General features: G+C 55.9%; 15 protein-coding genes. 11 read left to right on the top strand and 4 right to left on the bottom strand.

Going from position 1 to position 15,883, the window contains the following annotated elements; all coding sequences use genetic code 11:
- The first annotated feature begins 44 nt into the window (after positions 1–44).
- The gene (locus tag XX99_RS13350; protein WP_050060130.1) at positions 45–419 is read left to right on the top strand and encodes a DoxX family protein; all 375 of its coding nucleotides are present in this window, start codon (positions 45–47) and stop codon (positions 417–419) included.
- The gene (locus tag XX99_RS28355; protein WP_269430970.1) at positions 400–1,773 is read left to right on the top strand and encodes a sigma-54 interaction domain-containing protein; all 1,374 of its coding nucleotides are present in this window, start codon (positions 400–402) and stop codon (positions 1,771–1,773) included. The genes XX99_RS13350 and XX99_RS28355 overlap by 20 nt, the downstream gene beginning before the upstream one ends.
- Before the next feature lie 41 nt (positions 1,774–1,814).
- Here the strand turns inward: XX99_RS28355 and XX99_RS13340 are convergent, their stop codons facing one another.
- On the bottom strand, positions 1,815–2,453 hold the full coding sequence (locus tag XX99_RS13340; protein ID WP_050059866.1) for a nuclear transport factor 2 family protein: 639 nt from the start codon (positions 2,451–2,453) through the stop codon (positions 1,815–1,817).
- Positions 2,454–2,870: 417 nt separating this feature from the next.
- On the opposite strand from XX99_RS13340, the gene XX99_RS28660 reads away from it, so the two are divergent.
- The 6 genes from XX99_RS28660 (at position 2,871) to XX99_RS13310 (ending at position 8,732) form a co-directional block, all read left to right on the top strand.
- The gene (locus XX99_RS28660) at positions 2,871–3,098 is read left to right on the top strand and encodes a DUF1427 family protein (protein ID WP_050059865.1); all 228 of its coding nucleotides are present in this window, start codon (positions 2,871–2,873) and stop codon (positions 3,096–3,098) included.
- Positions 3,089–4,060, top strand: coding sequence for a quinone oxidoreductase family protein (locus tag XX99_RS13330; RefSeq protein ID WP_050059864.1), 972 nt, complete (start codon positions 3,089–3,091; stop codon positions 4,058–4,060). Before XX99_RS28660 ends, XX99_RS13330 begins: the two co-directional genes overlap by 10 nt.
- Positions 4,061–4,133: 73 nt before the next feature.
- Positions 4,134–5,627 carry an alginate export family protein gene (locus tag XX99_RS13325; RefSeq protein WP_050059863.1) on the top strand — a complete coding sequence of 498 codons (1,494 nt, stop codon included), beginning with the start codon at positions 4,134–4,136 and terminating at the stop codon, positions 5,625–5,627.
- A gap of 98 nt (positions 5,628–5,725) precedes the next feature.
- Complete coding sequence (locus tag XX99_RS13320) at positions 5,726–6,661, top strand: LysR family transcriptional regulator (RefSeq protein WP_050059862.1); 936 nt, start codon at positions 5,726–5,728, stop codon at positions 6,659–6,661.
- Positions 6,662–6,892: 231 nt separating this feature from the next.
- Entirely contained in the window at positions 6,893–7,321 is a 429-nt protein-coding gene (locus XX99_RS13315) for a DoxX family protein (protein ID WP_050059861.1), read from the top strand.
- A 103-nt stretch (positions 7,322–7,424) separates the two neighbouring features.
- Positions 7,425–8,732, top strand: a complete 1,308-nt coding sequence (locus XX99_RS13310) for a glycosyltransferase (protein ID WP_050059860.1) — start codon at positions 7,425–7,427, stop codon at positions 8,730–8,732.
- Between the two features lie 282 nt (positions 8,733–9,014).
- Here XX99_RS13310 and XX99_RS13305 read toward each other — a convergent pair whose 3' ends face one another.
- Positions 9,015–9,971, bottom strand: coding sequence for a LysR family transcriptional regulator (locus XX99_RS13305; RefSeq protein WP_050059859.1), 957 nt, complete (start codon positions 9,969–9,971; stop codon positions 9,015–9,017).
- A 135-nt stretch (positions 9,972–10,106) separates the two neighbouring features.
- On the opposite strand from XX99_RS13305, the gene XX99_RS13300 reads away from it, so the two are divergent.
- Positions 10,107–10,811, top strand: a complete 705-nt coding sequence (locus XX99_RS13300) for an alpha/beta fold hydrolase (protein ID WP_050059858.1) — start codon at positions 10,107–10,109, stop codon at positions 10,809–10,811.
- 496 nt (positions 10,812–11,307) lie between these two features.
- Here XX99_RS13300 and gyrB read toward each other — a convergent pair whose 3' ends face one another.
- The gene (gene gyrB / locus XX99_RS13295) at positions 11,308–13,932 is read right to left on the bottom strand and encodes a DNA topoisomerase (ATP-hydrolyzing) subunit B (RefSeq protein ID WP_050059857.1); all 2,625 of its coding nucleotides are present in this window, start codon (positions 13,930–13,932) and stop codon (positions 11,308–11,310) included.
- Between the two features lie 336 nt (positions 13,933–14,268).
- On the opposite strand from gyrB, the gene XX99_RS13290 reads away from it, so the two are divergent.
- Together XX99_RS13290 and XX99_RS13285 are read left to right on the top strand one after the other, a co-directional pair.
- Positions 14,269–14,454, top strand: a complete 186-nt coding sequence (locus tag XX99_RS13290) for a hypothetical protein (protein WP_050059856.1) — start codon at positions 14,269–14,271, stop codon at positions 14,452–14,454.
- Between the two features lie 111 nt (positions 14,455–14,565).
- Positions 14,566–15,438, top strand: a complete 873-nt coding sequence (locus XX99_RS13285; protein ID WP_050059855.1) for a hypothetical protein — start codon at positions 14,566–14,568, stop codon at positions 15,436–15,438.
- Positions 15,439–15,571: 133 nt separating this feature from the next.
- Here XX99_RS13285 and rpmA read toward each other — a convergent pair whose 3' ends face one another.
- Positions 15,572–15,835 (bottom strand): 50S ribosomal protein L27, encoded by a 264-nt coding sequence (rpmA, locus tag XX99_RS13280; RefSeq protein ID WP_050059854.1) that lies wholly within the window; start codon positions 15,833–15,835, stop codon positions 15,572–15,574.
- Between the last annotated feature and the right edge of the window lie 48 nt (positions 15,836–15,883).

Raw genomic sequence — 15,883 nt, 5'->3', positions numbered from 1 at the left:
CTTATCGCGGCTACTGTAAGCTGAAGGCGGAAAAAGGGGTGCTCTTGCAACGTCTCTTCTCCGCATTTCCAAATAGTTGGCCGGGCAGAGGCTTACTTCTCCAGCGTGTGGTCACTGCGGCGTTCCTGTTCTGCTCAGGGTTGGAGCACCTCAAGGAAGCTCCGCAGTTTACCTTAGCCCTTCCGCACATGATTGGGGCAGGTGCAGGGATACTTCTGCTCATTGGCTTATGGACACCTCTCTGCGGAACGGCAATCGCGGTGGTTGAAGTGTGGATCGCTTTTTCCGGTAGCGGCAGCGGTGCAATTCCCATCATGCTGGCGGCGTTAGGCGCAACGTTGGCAATGATCGGACCGGGTGCATGGTCCGTTGATGCACGTATGTTCGGCCGAAAGCATTTTGAGATCCCCCAGCGCTAGATGCTTTTTATCCCCTCAAAAACATAGCCTTTCTTGCCCCGGCATCCGCGTTCGCCACCCTCAACACAGCGGCCCTGCGAGCGTCGATTTGCGGTTGCGCATGACCAAAGGTCATTCCACACTCAGTTTGTACGCTCGAATGTTCAACTGCTGCGGGCGCCAAGATGAGCCTCGGAGACACTTTATGATCGAAAGTACACCAGGGTGCCTAGATCAGATTTCCCAACAAGCTTTGGAATGCGCTGTGAATGATCGCCGGGTGCCGGTCGATCTTGAGAGCGAGTTGGGCTACGAAAATGCAATAGGGGTTCAGGATAGAGAGATAAAACAAAGACTCTTCCTTGAAGAGGAGACTCGCACCGAGTTTCGAAAAATCATCGGGGAAAGTTCCGCGTTGAAGACCACGTTGGACTTGGTTTCCGTGGTGGCGCCTACGGATTCGAGCGTGCTGATCCAAGGCGAGACAGGAACCGGTAAAGAACTTATCGCGCGCGCTATCCACAACCTCAGCCGGCGCCGCGAGCGTGCCTTCGTCAAATTGAACTGCGCTGCAATTCCGCTCGGGCTCCTCGAAAGCGAGCTGTTTGGACATGAACGAGGAGCGTTCACCGGAGCAATTGCACGAAAGACGGGACGCTTCGAACTAGCCGACAAGGGCACACTCTTCCTTGACGAAGTCGGAGACATTCCTCCGGAGCTCCAAGCAAAACTGCTGCGAGTCCTGCAGGAGCAAGAGTTCGAGAGACTGGGCAGCAATTACACGCACAAGGTGAATGTCCGCCTGATCGCGGCCACGCATCGCGATTTGACTGCCATGGTCAAACACGGGACGTTTCGGGAGGATCTTTATTATCGGCTGAAGGTATTTCCGATCCACGTTCCAGCATTGCGCCAGCGTACTGAGGATATTCCGAAGCTGGTTCGACACTTTATACAGGAGTACGCACGGCGAATGAAGAAAGGGATCGACGAGATTCCTTCAGAGACAATGGAAGCGCTGGTCCGGTATCGATGGCCCGGAAATGTTCGCGAGCTGCAGAATTTTATCGAGCGTGCCGTAATCCTCTCGCCTCACACGATCTTGCGCGCGCCGGTTTCCGAGTTGGACCGGTTCAGTATTCCTGAAAGGTCTAACCTGCCAATGACGGGCCTTAAAGAATTGGAGCGAGACCACATTCTGCATGTACTCGAAGCCAGCAACTGGATAGTCGGGGGCCGCAACGGTGCTGCAGAGCGGCTAGGAATGAAGCGGACTTCGCTGGTCTACAAAATGCGGAAGTTTCGGATCAGCCGTCCTGCGTCTTCCCGCAAGAATGGTCCGATTCCTTCCGTCTCTGGGGCGCCCCGCTTCTAGCCATAAATCCTCCAGAAAAGGTAGCCCTTCGGAGATTGCATTTATGGAGTGGACATACGACTATCGGACCAATCAATGATCAGTTTTCTTTCCGCGAAGTACCAACGGTTCTCCTGACGAAGAAACTGGTCGTAGTAGCGGATCCCAAGGGTCTGGCACTTGCGCTGATCGTTCTGCATCGTGAATTGATGGACCAGACAATAGGTCTCACCGATGGCGTGATCCCCTCGGATCATCACGTCACTCTGCCCATTCATATGCAAGGTGACCGTGAACGTATTGAGGACCGCTAGAGCAGAGCGGATAGCCGTCCTGCCTTTGATTGTTGAGTTTGGCTGGTGAGTGTTGGGATCCCCCTCATAGTTCAGGATTGTCCCATCCGGCACGAACAGGTTTGACTGCTGTTCAGCAAGTCTCCTATCGGCACAGTGAGCCCATGCATCGACAAGTCTGCGTAGTGCGAGGCGATCAGCCGCCTCGCCTTTCAGCGTTGTAGCCAGGATGGAAGTGTCATAGAGGTTATCAAAAGAAAGAGGGGACGCAGTCGTGGGTTGTGGCCGGCCTCCGTCTCCCTGGTCATGGGCATCAGCGTCGCACAGTCCAACCGTGATAGCTGAACCAGCCGCCGCTGCTGCTGTCGCGAGAAAGCTGCGCCGATCGGTTTTGAATTCACCCTGCATATGTTCCCTCCGTCTTCCTGTCTCGAGTCTGGATGAGATCGCGATACTGTTGTGGAAACGAGCAGCGCTTTAAGCTTAAGGTTCAATCATCTTAGGATGCAGATACTTCCGCCGCGACTGAAATCTGTTTCCCTAGCTGAGATAGAACATCGTTCACGACTTGACGATGCCTTCGCCGGGCTCGGGCCAATAGCCATGGGGAAAGTATCAATAACGGCGGATAGCTGAGCCACACCACCAAGCTCCCAAGGTCGGACCTCCATGGGACGCCATTGCCGACAGTAGTGAACATCTGTCATCTGAGGATCTTTGCTGAATATGAAAAGCAGCTATGAACCTTTCCTGTCTACTCATGCGAGCACTGCCCGCCTAATCTCACATCAGCGGTAAGAAGCAACACCGCTGGAGGCAAGGCATATGAGAGTACTTCTAGGATTTGTGCTCGCATTCGCGATCGGGGCAGTTTGCCGCCTGGTGAAAATTCCATCTCCCGCGCCGAACGCTCTGCTCGGCTCCCTGCTTGTGGTTGCAATGAGCGTCGGTTATATCGCGGCGGAGCGAGCGCTCACGCGGCAACCTCAGGATGCCTCTAAGATCGCCGATGGAGTTCAGAGCTCAATCAATGGAGCAAAGTCATGCAGGTAATCGAGTTCAAAGAATTCGGAAGTCCATCGCAGCTTCATCTCGCGGAACGGCCGCTGCCGCAAGCGGATGCAAACAGCGCAATCGTGCGCATCGAGGCCGCGTCGGTGAACCCCAGCGATTTGAAAAATGTCGCCGGACGCATGTCGCAGACAACCTTGCCTCGCATACCCGGAAGGGACTATTCCGGCGTCGTAGTGGACGGACCGAAGAAGTGGATCGACCGCGCGGTATGGGGCTCGGGTGGGGATGTGGGATTCACCAGAGACGGAACGCATGCGGAATGCATCCAGGTTCCGGTCGCGAGTCTCGCTCTAAAGCCCGAGAGGTTGTCGCATGTGGAAGCAGGTGCAGTGGGTGTGACCTTTGTGGCCGCGTGGTGCGCGCTGGTCGCGTATGCCCGATTGATGCATGGCGAGACCGTGGCCATCTTTGGAGCTACGGGTGGTGTCGGTGGAGCGGCTGTTCAGATTGCGAAGAATCTGGGAGCGCGGGTTATTGCCATCAACCGTGCGGGCTCGCCTGCCAGCTCCCCAGTCGTGGGGCTTGCCGACGTGCAACTCGATTCTGGCGATCCGGAACTGCCCTCTACCCTCCGATCCTTCAATTCCGGCCGTGGTGCTGATGTGGTCCTGAATACGGCTGGGGGCTCGCTGTTTCAGGTTGGACTCGAACTCCTTGCGCATCGCGGGCGGCAGATTGAGATTACCTCTCCACCAATGCGGCGAGTAAGCATGGACCTCGTGGACTTCTACCATAATGAGTCCCAGTTGTTTGGCGTGGATTCGTTGAAGTTCGATCTGACGGCCACAGCCCGCATCCTGGAGAAGTTGCGCCCCGGTTTTGAGACGGGCGCGTACCTTCCACCGATGATCGCAGACACCATACCGTTGAACCACGCGCGGAATGCCTATGAACGGGTGGCCAACGGTGAGCATGGACGCATGGTGTTGAAACCGCACTGAACCGGGCGAGCAGTCTCCGCATTCACGAACTCATCGTCTCTTGGGGACCAATTGAAGGAAGGGGAGATCGGCTATGAAGAACTCGAAAGATCCTTCGCTGAAGCTGGTAAAACTCCAAGCCGCGGCCCGCGTGCAGGTAATAACGGCCGGAGTTGCGATATTGCTGAGCATCGCTCCTATCGCTGCTCAGACTCCCGATCCCCAACCACCGGGCGCCGTGAGCGATCCCGCCCGGCCAGCACTGAACCCATTTCCTGCCGAGCAGGACTGGAGCTTTCTTGCTCGCCCCGCGCAGCATCCGGATTTCTTTGATCCCGCGAAGTACATTCGACTGAGCGGCGATCCGCAGACTTATATCTCTCTGGGGCTGGAGTATCGCACAGAGTATGAGTACTACGATAACTGGATGCTCGGCGCGGGTCCTCAGGATCATAACGGCTACGTTCTCAGCCGTGTAATGCCGCATTTCGATTTGCATGCCGGCCTGGATTTTCGCCTCTTCTCCGAATGGCAGTTCGACTACGCTGCAGGCAGGATGGGCGGCCCCAGGCCCGGTGTCGATGAGGATGCCGGGGATATTCATCAGGCATTTGTTGACATAGGCCCGCATGTCAGCCGTGAACGCGGCAGCAGTTTACGGCTCGGCCGGCAAGAGGTCGTGCTGGGGTCTGGCCGCCTCTTCGACAACAATGAAGGCCCGAATGTGAAACTCAGTTTCGACGGAGCACGCTGGATCACGCAAAGCGAGCATCTCCGTTGGGATGTGTTTGCATTGAAACCGGTGGAAGATAACATCGGCTTCTTTGATGACGCTCCCAATGCACAGCAGACGACATGGGGCAGCTATGTCACTGTTCCCGCGCCAATACTCTCGCGAGGGATGCTGGATCTGTACTACATCGTGCTTGCAACGAAAAACGCTACTTACAATCGCGGCTCTGCCACAGAGCTTCGCCATACTGTGGGTGCAAGAGCCTTCCGTCAGCCATCGAAGGGGCTCGACTACAACTGGGAGGCCAACTATCAGTGGGGATCCTTTGGCCGCGATTCGATTGCTGCATGGAGTGCCTCCACGGAGACTGGATATACCTTCGACCAAGCCCGGTTCCAGCCGCATCCTCTTTTACGTGCGGATGTGTATAGCGGCGACAGGAGCGAGAACGGGACTACGCTTGGCACATTCAATTCGCTCTTCCCGCGCGGCGCCTATTTCACGCCTAAAGTAGTTCCGATTCTCGGGCCGCAAAATCTGATGGACGTACATCCCATGCTTCAGTTTCACCTGAGACAGAATGTCACCGGATCGATTGCGTGGGAGTGGTACTGGCGAGAGTCGATCCATGATGGCGTCTATGCCTTTGGCAGCGGTGCGCTTATGAATCCTGCGCACATCTCCACGGCGAAGTATCTTGGAGATCAGGGCGACATGGAGATTCGCTGGTCGCCCGCTCCGCATGTCATCGCCGCCTTCAATCTCGTTGGACTTCAGCCCGGCGGCTTCCTTAATCACGCCGTGAATAACCATCCTCCGATCGCTGCGAACGCCGGCCTGACCTTCAGGTTCTGATCCCTTTGGCTTTCCTGAATTCCGATTGGCAAAGACAACCACCCTTTTTGAGTCGCTAGAATGAGATGGTCTAGCGAGCTTCGAAGGAGGCAGGAATCGTGGCGGACGAAGTTGCCGAACTCCAGTTATTTGTCGAAATCGTGCGGGCTGGAAATCTTTCCGCCGCGGCACGGGTGCTCAATTCTTCGCCGGCGGCCATGAGCCGTGGATTGGCCGCTCTCGAATCCCGTCTCGGTGTGCGCCTCGTCACCCGGACTTCCAGATCGTTCGAACTCACCGAAGAAGGACAGCTGTTCTACGAGCGTTGCGCACGCATCGTCGCGGAGATTGCCGATGCAGAAGCCGAGGCTTCTTCCAAAGGGGAGACCATCAAGGGAATGCTTCGGCTCGGAGCACCAATGGAGCTCGGCAGACGATTGGTAGCTCCGCTAATTACGGAGTTCAGACAAAAATTTCCGGATGTTCAGGTGCATCTTGTGCTGTCCGATTCCGGGCTGGATGTAATCGATGACGGATTGGATGTGGCTCTTCGCGTTGGCCTGCCGTCAGACTCCAGTGTGATTGCGAAAAAGGTTTTGACGGCAAAACGTATCGTCTGCGCGTCACCGGACTACTTCAGAAAGCATGGCATCCCCGCCACGCCAGACGATCTGCTGCAACACGATTGCATCCGGCTGGTACGGGGCAGGCGTGTGATGGATGCGTGGGTCTTTCAGGATCAGGGAAAACGCTTCGAGGTCGTAGTGAGTGGAACGCTTACGACTACCAGCGGAGAAGTAGTCCACGATTGGGTGCGCGCCGGCAAGGGCATCGCGTTGAAAGCCGACTGGGATCTGCAGCCCGAACTTCGCGAAGGATCGATTGTGCCCTGCCTTGGCGATTACTGGTGCGACGAGATCAACCTATTTGCACTCAGCGCGAACCGCCGTCATCTCTCACCCCGTATTCGCGCGTTCCTCAAATTCATCGTTGCCAGATTGCCTCAGGCTGTCGCCGCCAGTGGTCGCGGTTCGACGAAATCCCACCCGCGATAGCGCGACGGACATCCTCGCAGGCGCAGGTCAGGCCGATGGCGATATATGCGATAGCCTTTGCCGATCATGCAAAGCTGCTGTGCGATCAAGACGGCTTCTCACTCACTCGCTCCATCGATAACCTTTTGACTAAGAGATGACCAACATACTGTGTCATCGATCTTCGTAGACGCGAAGTTATTCAGACTTCAAGTCGGACCAAGAGAATTCGGCAAAAGGAGATCCAAATTTATGAAACGTTATGCCCTGATCGCAGCTCGCATCCTCATTTCAACCATCTTCCTATTGAATGGGCTAGACATCATTGGCCAAACCCTTGCGGCGCACGAGATGGCCATGCACGGTGTTCCCATCGACGTCATTCCTGCAATGATTATCGGAACGCGTGTTCTGCAGCTTGTCGCGGGTACTGCGTTGGTGCTGGGAATATATCCCCGTATTTCAGCCGTCGCCTTGCTGCTGTTCCTGATACCCGCGACCCTCATGGCTCACGCATTCTGGCAGGCGACGGGCACGTCGATGTATCAGGTTCAGCTCATTAACTTCTTCAAGAATGTGTGCATGGCTGGTGGATTGATCTTTATCGCTGCCGCAAAGGACCAACCTGTTCTGTTTCCGCATTCAACACCATCGACCCATATGCACTCCACAGTCGATTAAGGATGCGGTTTTCTTCGCCTCACGGGAATATTCTTCGCGCCGGCGCATTTCATCATCAGAGGAGCTCCTGCTCTGATCACTGGTTGATGATTGAGGAATTTCAATGAGGGTTTTACTCGCATCCATTCCCGCCACCGGACACTTTAATCCGCTGCTTGTCGTTGCAAACATCCTGAAGAAGGCAGGGCACGAAACCGCTTTCTACACGAGCACACTTTTTCACGAAAAGATTGAGGCTGCCGGATCACGATTCTTTCCTTTGCCTGATGAGGTCGATCAACGCTGGCTGGAGAAGGTTGCCGGACTGCTCAAACGGTTTATATACGCGCCCAGTTTAGAAGAGGGAGCGGAGATTTTTAAAACCGTTTTTGTCGAGCCCATGCCTGCGCAGTTTCACGAGTTGCAGAAGGTCCTGAAGAAGTTTCCTGCAGATTTAATCGTGTTCGAGACATCCTTTGCTGGCGTGTTTCCACTTTTGCTCGGACCGCGCTCTGCGCGTCCCGTGTGCGCATATCTTGGAATTTCAGCATCGCCTCTCGACCGGGCGGATGGTGCGCCATGGGGCCCAGGTCTGATGCCGACCGAAGATCCAGAGAAGTTGAAGGAGTATGCCGAAATCGCGCGTGAGGTCAATGAGAAGAAAGAGGGACCACTGACAGAGACCGCCGACCGCCTGCTTGCTGAGCTCGGTCTGCCGGGCTTGCCGGGAACGGTCTTCGCGTCTGGCGCGCTGCTCGCCGATATTATTCTTCAGCCATGCGCGCCGAGCTTCGAATTTCCCTTGCGCGAGCCGGCGAAGAAGGTTCACTTCATCGGTGCTCTGCTGCCGCAGGGAGCGGGAGATGTGCCGCCCGGTTTGAAAGAGGCCAAAGATGCAGGACGGAAGATTGTTCTGGTCAGCCAGGGAACAATTGCCAACAACGATCTAGGGAAGCTGCTGGCACCAGCCATCCAGGCATTGGGCGAGCGCGAGGACTTTCTGATCCTGGCAACGACCGGCGGCAAGCCTATCGAGAACATCCCCTGCGCCCTCACTCCGAATACGGTGGCTTCGAAATACCTCAACTTTGGTAAGGTCATGCCGTACGTGGATGTACTGATCGCATTCGGCAGCTACGGAACTGTAACTCAGGCACTCAGCTTAGGCGTGCCGATGGTAGTGGCAGGCCGCGGCGAGGACAAGCCGGAAGTAGGAGCGCGGGTGACGGCGACGGGATGCGGCATCTATCTTGCGACAGATACGCCGAGCCCGGAACAGATACGCGACGCCGTCGATCAAATATTGGCAGAGCCGGAGTATCGCGCCAACTCAGAGAAGCTTCGTCGCGAGTTTGCGGCTCATAGCGCAGAGCAGGAACTGACTACTTTGCTCGAAGCACTCGTCGAAGATCAGCAGGTGCTCGTAAGCTAAAAGCGTCGTCGAAATTGCTTTCGAGCAATTTCGACGGCCACACCACCGTGGTCTGCATAGCCGCTCGGCAGTAGCCTGCTCTCATTTATCCAAACTTAACAACCGTCGTTGGATGAACTAAGCCCTGCGGTTTTTCCCTTGATAGTACTGTCGCGTGCTCAGGATACCTCGCTCAGCCGTTCTCCAACCAGTCGGCTTAGACGCGGTTCACGTTCATAGCCGGAACCGCGGATTACTTCCGAGATGCAGACATGTCGACACCAGCCATATTGTCACTTTCAATCACCGTCCGGGCTGTACTCTCTTAAGTCGGGGCATTTCTGTTTTCCTGAAGGAGCCTTTTTGTGTCCGAGGTCCGTAAGACGCCAACTCATCCGCACGAAGCAAATATCTTTTGAGCAACGGAGAGGTATTCGACTTGTTGTACCCCATCACAAGGTCGATGGTAGGAATCTCGCCGTGCAAAGGCCGGGCAACCACGGAAGGAAGCAGCGAATTCTGAACATAGATAGGCACCAATGTGAAGCCGCCCGTCGACGCCACCAGCGACATTCCGGCCGATAGAGTTTCGGCATCGTAAGTCTGCTTTAGTTTGATACCAATCTTGGCTGCGTACTCCTCGATGATCTTTCTAAGCACGGGTGCGGCGCCTGCTGTGCTGATAAAGTCCTCGCGACAGATGTCCTCTGGCTTCACTGTCTTATGTCGAGCGAGGCGATGGTGAGAAGGCAGGATCGCGATCAGAGGCTCTTTGACGAGAAATCGGAATTCCAGGCCAGCAGTCCGCGTTTCGCGCCTCATCAGAGCCACATCAATTTCGCCCTGCATCAATGCATTGGCAAGTTCAGGTGAGGATTTCGTCATGATCGTAACGTCGACATCAGCCGTTTCCTCGCGCACGATTCGCAACGCCTCAGACAACCAGATAACTTCCTGTCCGGGCAAGAAACCCAGTCCAAAACCCGGCTTGTGAGGTCGCTCTGTGTTTCGGGCCGCTTCGCTCCCTACCTCTATCTGCATCAACGCCAGCCGCGCATGATCGAGGAACACCCGTCCAGCCGCAGTGAGTTCAATGCCTCGTGCTTTTCGCTCCAGCAGCTTCACGCCTAGTTCCAATTCGAGATCGCGGATTTGGCGACTCAGCGACGGCTGCGAAGTATGGAGCCGCCGCTCTGCGGCGTGCAGAAGACTACCCTCCTCGGCGACCGCAACGAAATACCGAAGGTGACGAAGTTCCATCTCATCTTCCTCCTATGCTTTGCAAGCATAGGTAAATCATTCAAAGTATTTGTACAAGCCCTTTATGCAGAGGAACCTATATCCAACGGGCAACGATCATCTTGTCCGAAATCCAAATCGTAGGAGCAATTAGGTATGTCGTCACAACACAAACCAACCATCGTATTCTGCCACGGCATTTGGGCCGACGGCTCGTGCTTCAACAAGGTCATCCCCGCATTGCAGGCGGACGGCCACGAGGTCATTGCGGTTCAATACAGCCTGGAGTCATTCGAAGAGGACGTGGCTATGATTAAGCGCACTCTCAACCGCGTCGGCAGCCCCGTCCTCCTCGTGGGCCATTCCTACGGCGGCGCTACCATTACGGCCGCGGGAGTCGATGATCGCGTGGCTGGCCTCGTCTACATTGGAGCAGTCGCCCCGGATGTCGGCGAGACGGTACAGGATCAACTCAACAAGTATCCCTCGGATATCTTCTCTCGCGTGGAGGTCAAGGACGGGTACGCCTGGATGCTTCCGAGCGGCACTGAGTTTTTCTGCGGAGACCTTTCCGAGCAAGAGCAGAAGCTTGTCTGGGCGACACACTTCCCGCCTCATGCCGATCTCTTCACGCAGCACCCTATCCAGAGCACCCCGTGGAAGTCGAAGCCAAGTTGGTACATTCTGTGCCTGCAGGACCATACCGTTCACCCTGATCTCCAGCGGTGGGTTTCGAAGCGTATGGGAGCAACTGTGGTGGAGGTAGAGAGCAGCCACGTCCCCATGCTCTCCAAGCCGGATTTAGTCATCGAGGTGATCCGCAAAGCTGCAAAAACAATACAAGAGAAGACGACAACGTAATGCGGGAAGAACCTCATTTGGACAGACCGTCGCCCGGCGGTCTGTCCTTTTTGTAAGGTCGCGATAAACGCTGTTGTCGGAAGTGATCCACCCCGCACACGGCTTCAACGAGTGCATTGCGCTTTACGCAATACCTGATCTCCCAGAGTCCAATGGTAAGAAGATGTGAAGATGTATGATTTGGGCGGCTCTACTGAAAAGATCAAATAAAGTGGTTAATCTGCTCGCAGCGCCTGCGCGGGATGGATCGACGCCGCACTCGGCGCAGGGATAAAATTGGCCAGCAGCGCCGAGGCGACCAACCCCCCAGCCACCGACAGCGACGCAAATTGCACCTACTGCGTCGCCCGACGCCGGGCATTCCACTCACCGCCGATGATCGAATCTGTGCCATTCTTGCTTTTCATGGCACAGATTCTCATTCACCGTGGCACCAGTTTCATTAACGGTGCCACGCTACAGTATTTCTGCTTATGCTTCCCGCTACAGATGCTAGTTAGATATCGAGATTCTTTACGTCGAGCGCATTCTCTTCGATGAACTTGCGTCGCGCTTCGACATCTTCTCCCATTAGCGTGGTGAAGATGGTTTCGGTTTCTGCGATGTCTTCTAGTCTTACCGACAGCAGCGTACGGCGTTCGGGATCCATGGTGGTTTCCCATAGCTGCGGAGCGGTCATTTCCCCCAGGCCCTTATAGCGCTGCACCTGATACTCGCGGCGCCCCTGCTCGATGACGTATTCGAAGAGTTCCTGCGGCGTCTGCTTCTCCACCGGCTCCAACGATACGCGGCTGGAGCGCTTGGGCGCGGGCTTGCCGGCCTCGGCTTCTCCAACGGTCTGGCCTTCGGTCTCTTCCGCTTCTGCAGCTTCCGCGGCTTCGGCTTTGGCGGAGGATGCCTTGGGAGCGTACTCGATGAAGAACGGTGGCTCGAGCGAGTCCTTGATCTGCGCGTACTTGGACATCATCTGGCGATACTCGGGAGTGGATGCGAGCGTCCAGTCAAGATGCCGTTCCGCTCCCTGCGAATCGATGAAGCTCACCGACCATGTCTGGTGTTCTTCGTCGCGAACCGGATGGGACAGGCCTTTGAACTGATACTTCTTCTGGATTGCGGCGAGCGAGGTGTGCAGGGCTTCGAGTTTGGCCGGAACGGAATCGCCTTCGAAGTCGCTGCGGCGCACCAGTTCCTGTTTTGCGAGGAGCGTAGTGATCTCTTCGTTGCGCAGGCGCTTGTTCAGCTTTTCGAAGAAGCCGATGTAATCGTTCAGATGGCCCATGAACTTGGTGAGGGCTGCGCCTTCAAGCTTCTCGCCGGCGTCGCCGTGGCGAACGATCATCCCGTCGGATGCGCGCTTCACCATGACCTTGACGAATTCGCGGTCGTCTTTGATGTACTGCTCGAAGCGGCCCTTCTTGATCTTGTAAAGCGGAGGCTGCGCGATATACACGTGCCCGCGCTTGATCAGCTCCTGCATGTGGCGGAAGAAGAAAGTCAGCAGGAGCGTTCTGATGTGCGAGCCGTCAACGTCGGCGTCCGTCATCAGGATGATCTTGCCGTAGCGCAGCTTGGAGGGATCAAAGTCGTCCTTGCCGATACCGCAGCCGAGCGCGGTGATCATGGCGCGGATTTCTTCGTGGCCCAGCATCTTGTCATAGCGGGCCTTCTCCACGTTGAGGATCTTGCCCTTGAGGGGCAGGATGGCCTGGAACTTGCGGTCCCGGCCCTGCTTGGCGGTTCCGCCTGCGGACTCACCCTCGACCAGGTAGAGTTCGCAGCGATCGGGATTGCGTTCGCTGCAATCGGCCAGCTTGCCCGGCAGGCCGCCGCCATCGAGCGCACCTTTACGGCGAGTAAGATCGCGAGCCTTGCGGGCTGCCTCGCGGGCGCGTGCAGCTTCGATAGCCTTGTTGATGATGCGCTTCGCGACGGGAGGATTTTGTTCAAGGAACATGCCCAGCTTCTCGTTGACCAATGCCTGCACAATACCGGCGATGTCCGAATTGAGCTTGCCCTTGGTCTGCCCTTCGAATTGTGGCTGGGACAGCTTCACGCTGATCACCGCGACCAGGCCTTCGCGAACGTCATCTCCGGAGAGATTTTCCTTCACGTCCTTGAAGAGGCCAAGCTGCTGACCAGCGGAGTTGATGGTGCGGGTCAGCGCGGTCTTGAAGCCGGAAAGATGCGATCCACCATCGACAGTGTTGATGTTGTTGGCGAAGGTGAAGACCGTCTCAGAGTAGCTGTCGTTGTATTGGAGAGCGATCTCCATATCGACGCCATCCCGCAGGCCTTCCATCATGATGGGCTTCTCGTGCAGGACCTGTTTGCCGCGATTGATGTGCTTGATGAATTCGGCGATGCCGCCGGCGTAACGGAATTCGGTGCGCTTGGCCTCGCCGGTCTTGGCGTCGGTGGTGCGCTCATCGGTGAGCGAGATCTCCAGCCCCTTATTCAGGAAGGCGAGTTCGCGAAGTCGCTGAGCCAGCGTGTCGTAGTTGTACTCGGTGACCGTGAAAATGGTCTTGTCGGCGAGGAAGTGGACCTTGGTGCCGCGGCGCTTCGAGGTGCCGCACTGGCGGAGGGTGGAAATAGGGGCGCCCTTCGCGTAGTCCTGCTCATAGGTGTGCCCGTCGCGCCAGATCTCGACATCGAAGGCCTCGCTGAGCGCATTCACGCAGGAGACGCCGACGCCATGCAAGCCGCCGGAAACTTTGTAGGTCGAGGAATCGAACTTGCCGCCGGCATGCAGCTTGGTGAGCACGACCTGTACAGCGGGCATGCGTTCGCCGTTGTCCAGAAGCTTTTCGTCGACAGGGATGCCGCGGCCGTCGTCGATGACGGTGATCGAGTTATCGACGTGAATAATGACATCGATTTTCTTGGCGTATCCAGCCAGCGCCTCGTCGACAGAATTGTCTACGACTTCGTAGACCAGATGGTGCAGTCCCATCTCACCGGTCGAGCCGATGTACATGGCAGGGCGCAGTCGAACCGCCTCTAATCCCTCCAGCACCTTAATGTTGTCGCTGGTATAGCTGCCGTTTTGTATAGCATTTTGGGCGGAATCGCCTTCGACGAGGGCTAAGTTGTCCGAGGATTCAATCTCTTTTTGGGGCATGGAACTCCACTAGCTGAACCCTATGAAGGCCTTCCGAACCAGGACGGTCCATAATGGGAATAAAACCTTGAAAGCGCGTGGGTTTCAGCCTTTAAGTCTGACCTGATTGTAGCATGGCGGGCCCTTCCAATTCAGGGCCAAAAGGCAGGCCGGATGCCAATTCGAGCCGCGCTGGAACTGCGATTTTTGAGAAGAAAAATGTTACCTCGGTAATGTTGTTAAGTATAAACTTTCTATATATACCTAAACCATTGAAGTGTTAGGGGTTGTGGCTATACTACAAAGTATCGAAACCTTTCTTGTCGAAGGCTAAATCCATTTTCAGGAGTTACCAAAATGATCAAAACCACTGTCCGCACCTTCGCCCTCGTCCTCGCCGTTTCCGGAGCCGTCGCCGGCGTAGCTTCCAGCCATGCCTCGCGTACCGAGCAGGTAGTCACTCTCAGCCATCAGGTCGTCCTCGCGGGAATGCCGGCTCCTCTTTGCTCCCCTGCTACTTGCAACATTCGTGGCGGCAAGTAACCTCCACCGGTCACCTGCCGGTCACCCGAATGTTGTAGATAAAAGGCGATTTATCTGATTGAGTGCGCACCCTCCGTCGAGCTATGCTGTATCTCGATAGGGTGAGCGACGATGGCATGGACAACTCCGCTACTTCACGGCCTGACGCTCGCCGAGCCTTGGCTCAATCTGCTGGCGTTGCTCGCTGCGCTCAAGGCGGGGATGAAAAAGCGGTTTCCAGCGATCACCTTTTATCTGGCCCTGCGATTTTTTAGTGGTGTTGCGCTGCTCGGAATACTGAATGCTCACCATTTCTCGTCGATCGGCGAGAGAGCTCAGACCCTCGCGTATATTTACGGCTATTGGTTGTCTTACATCGTCGGCGCGGTTGCGATTTTCTTTGCCGTTCAAGAGATATTTAAAGAACTCATGACGCCTGTCCCCGGCCTGCAAAGACTTGGCATCATCGCCTTTCGCTGGGTGAGTGTGGTGTCGGTACTGATATCGATCGGGGCTGCTCTTTCCATTCGCGAAGACGGCGATGTGTTTGCGACCATCGGAACGCAGATGATGAAATGCGTCTCCATTATGGAGCTTTGCCTTTTAGCCTTTTTGGCGCTCACAGTGCATAGTCTCGGTCGCTCATTTCGAAGCGTGACCTTCGGGCTCGGTCTAGGCTTCGGATTGGAAGCCGCTTCGCAGTTGGTCGCATCGGCTCTCATAGCGAGACACGCTGGCCTTTATTCAGTTGGAAATCTTATCTTGGAAGCCATTACCCTCTCCGCCTTTATGACCTGGACCGCTTACTTCTTTCTCCCGGAAGAATCGACTGTGCGCAGCGCAGCGACCTTGCCTGTCTCCTCGCCTCTGATTCGCTGGAACGAGATCGCCAAGGCCCTTGGGCACAGCGCACCGCATGTAGCGCTCGGGCAGTCGCAGGCTTTCTTCCTCCAGGACGTGGAGAAGGTGGTCGACAAGATCCTCACCAAGAATTCCATCAGCTAAACAGTTCTCGCATCATGACAAAGCCCCGGAATCTTCCGGGGCTTTGCTGTTTACGCGCTAAAAAAGAGAAGAGCCGCCAGAGGATCTCCGGCCGCTCTTCTTTCGTTCTGGATTCTTGTTGTGGGCTGTGGCGTTACTCTGCCGCTACCGGCTCGATAGCTACGAAGCGACCAGTCCGTCCGCGGTCGATGAACCTGACATAGCCGTCGATCTTGGCGAAGAGCGTGTCATCGCTGCCGATGCCGACGTTCAGGCCGGGCTTCAGGGGTGTGCCACGCTGACGAACGATGATCGAGCCGCCGGTGACCAGTTCGCCGCCGAACTTCTTGACTCCGAGCCGCTGGGCGTTCGAGTCGCGGCCATTTTTCGAGCTGCCTAGTCCTTTTTTATGTGCCATTGCTTAATCCTTTTCTTGGTGGAGGCCAGCAGGCCTGCCGAAATTCTT

The sequence above is a fragment of the Silvibacterium bohemicum genome (assembly GCF_001006305.1).
In the GTDB taxonomy this organism is placed as follows: Bacteria; Acidobacteriota; Terriglobia; order Terriglobales; family Acidobacteriaceae; genus Silvibacterium; species Silvibacterium bohemicum.
Note: the sequence above shows the minus strand (reverse complement) of the source record. Positions and strands in the feature narration are given on the sequence as shown.

What these genes read in the sequence shown, in the direction of transcription:
- rpmA (WP_050059854.1), bottom strand. Translation starts at nt 15,835, where the DNA reads ATGGCACATAAAAAAGGACTAGGCAGCTCGAAAAATGGCCGCGACTCG.
- XX99_RS13340 (WP_050059866.1), bottom strand. Translation starts at nt 2,453, where the DNA reads ATGCAGGGTGAATTCAAAACCGATCGGCGCAGCTTTCTCGCGACAGCA.
- XX99_RS28660 (WP_050059865.1), top strand. Translation starts at nt 2,871, where the DNA reads ATGAGAGTACTTCTAGGATTTGTGCTCGCATTCGCGATCGGGGCAGTT.
- XX99_RS13310 (WP_050059860.1), top strand. Translation starts at nt 7,425, where the DNA reads ATGAGGGTTTTACTCGCATCCATTCCCGCCACCGGACACTTTAATCCG.
- XX99_RS13290 (WP_050059856.1), top strand. Translation starts at nt 14,269, where the DNA reads ATGATCAAAACCACTGTCCGCACCTTCGCCCTCGTCCTCGCCGTTTCC.
- XX99_RS13325 (WP_050059863.1), top strand. Translation starts at nt 4,134, where the DNA reads ATGAAGAACTCGAAAGATCCTTCGCTGAAGCTGGTAAAACTCCAAGCC.
- XX99_RS13330 (WP_050059864.1), top strand. Translation starts at nt 3,089, where the DNA reads ATGCAGGTAATCGAGTTCAAAGAATTCGGAAGTCCATCGCAGCTTCAT.
- XX99_RS13305 (WP_050059859.1), bottom strand. Translation starts at nt 9,971, where the DNA reads ATGGAACTTCGTCACCTTCGGTATTTCGTTGCGGTCGCCGAGGAGGGT.
- XX99_RS13315 (WP_050059861.1), top strand. Translation starts at nt 6,893, where the DNA reads ATGAAACGTTATGCCCTGATCGCAGCTCGCATCCTCATTTCAACCATC.
- XX99_RS13285 (WP_050059855.1), top strand. Translation starts at nt 14,566, where the DNA reads ATGGCATGGACAACTCCGCTACTTCACGGCCTGACGCTCGCCGAGCCT.
- XX99_RS13300 (WP_050059858.1), top strand. Translation starts at nt 10,107, where the DNA reads ATGTCGTCACAACACAAACCAACCATCGTATTCTGCCACGGCATTTGG.
- gyrB (WP_050059857.1), bottom strand. Translation starts at nt 13,932, where the DNA reads ATGCCCCAAAAAGAGATTGAATCCTCGGACAACTTAGCCCTCGTCGAA.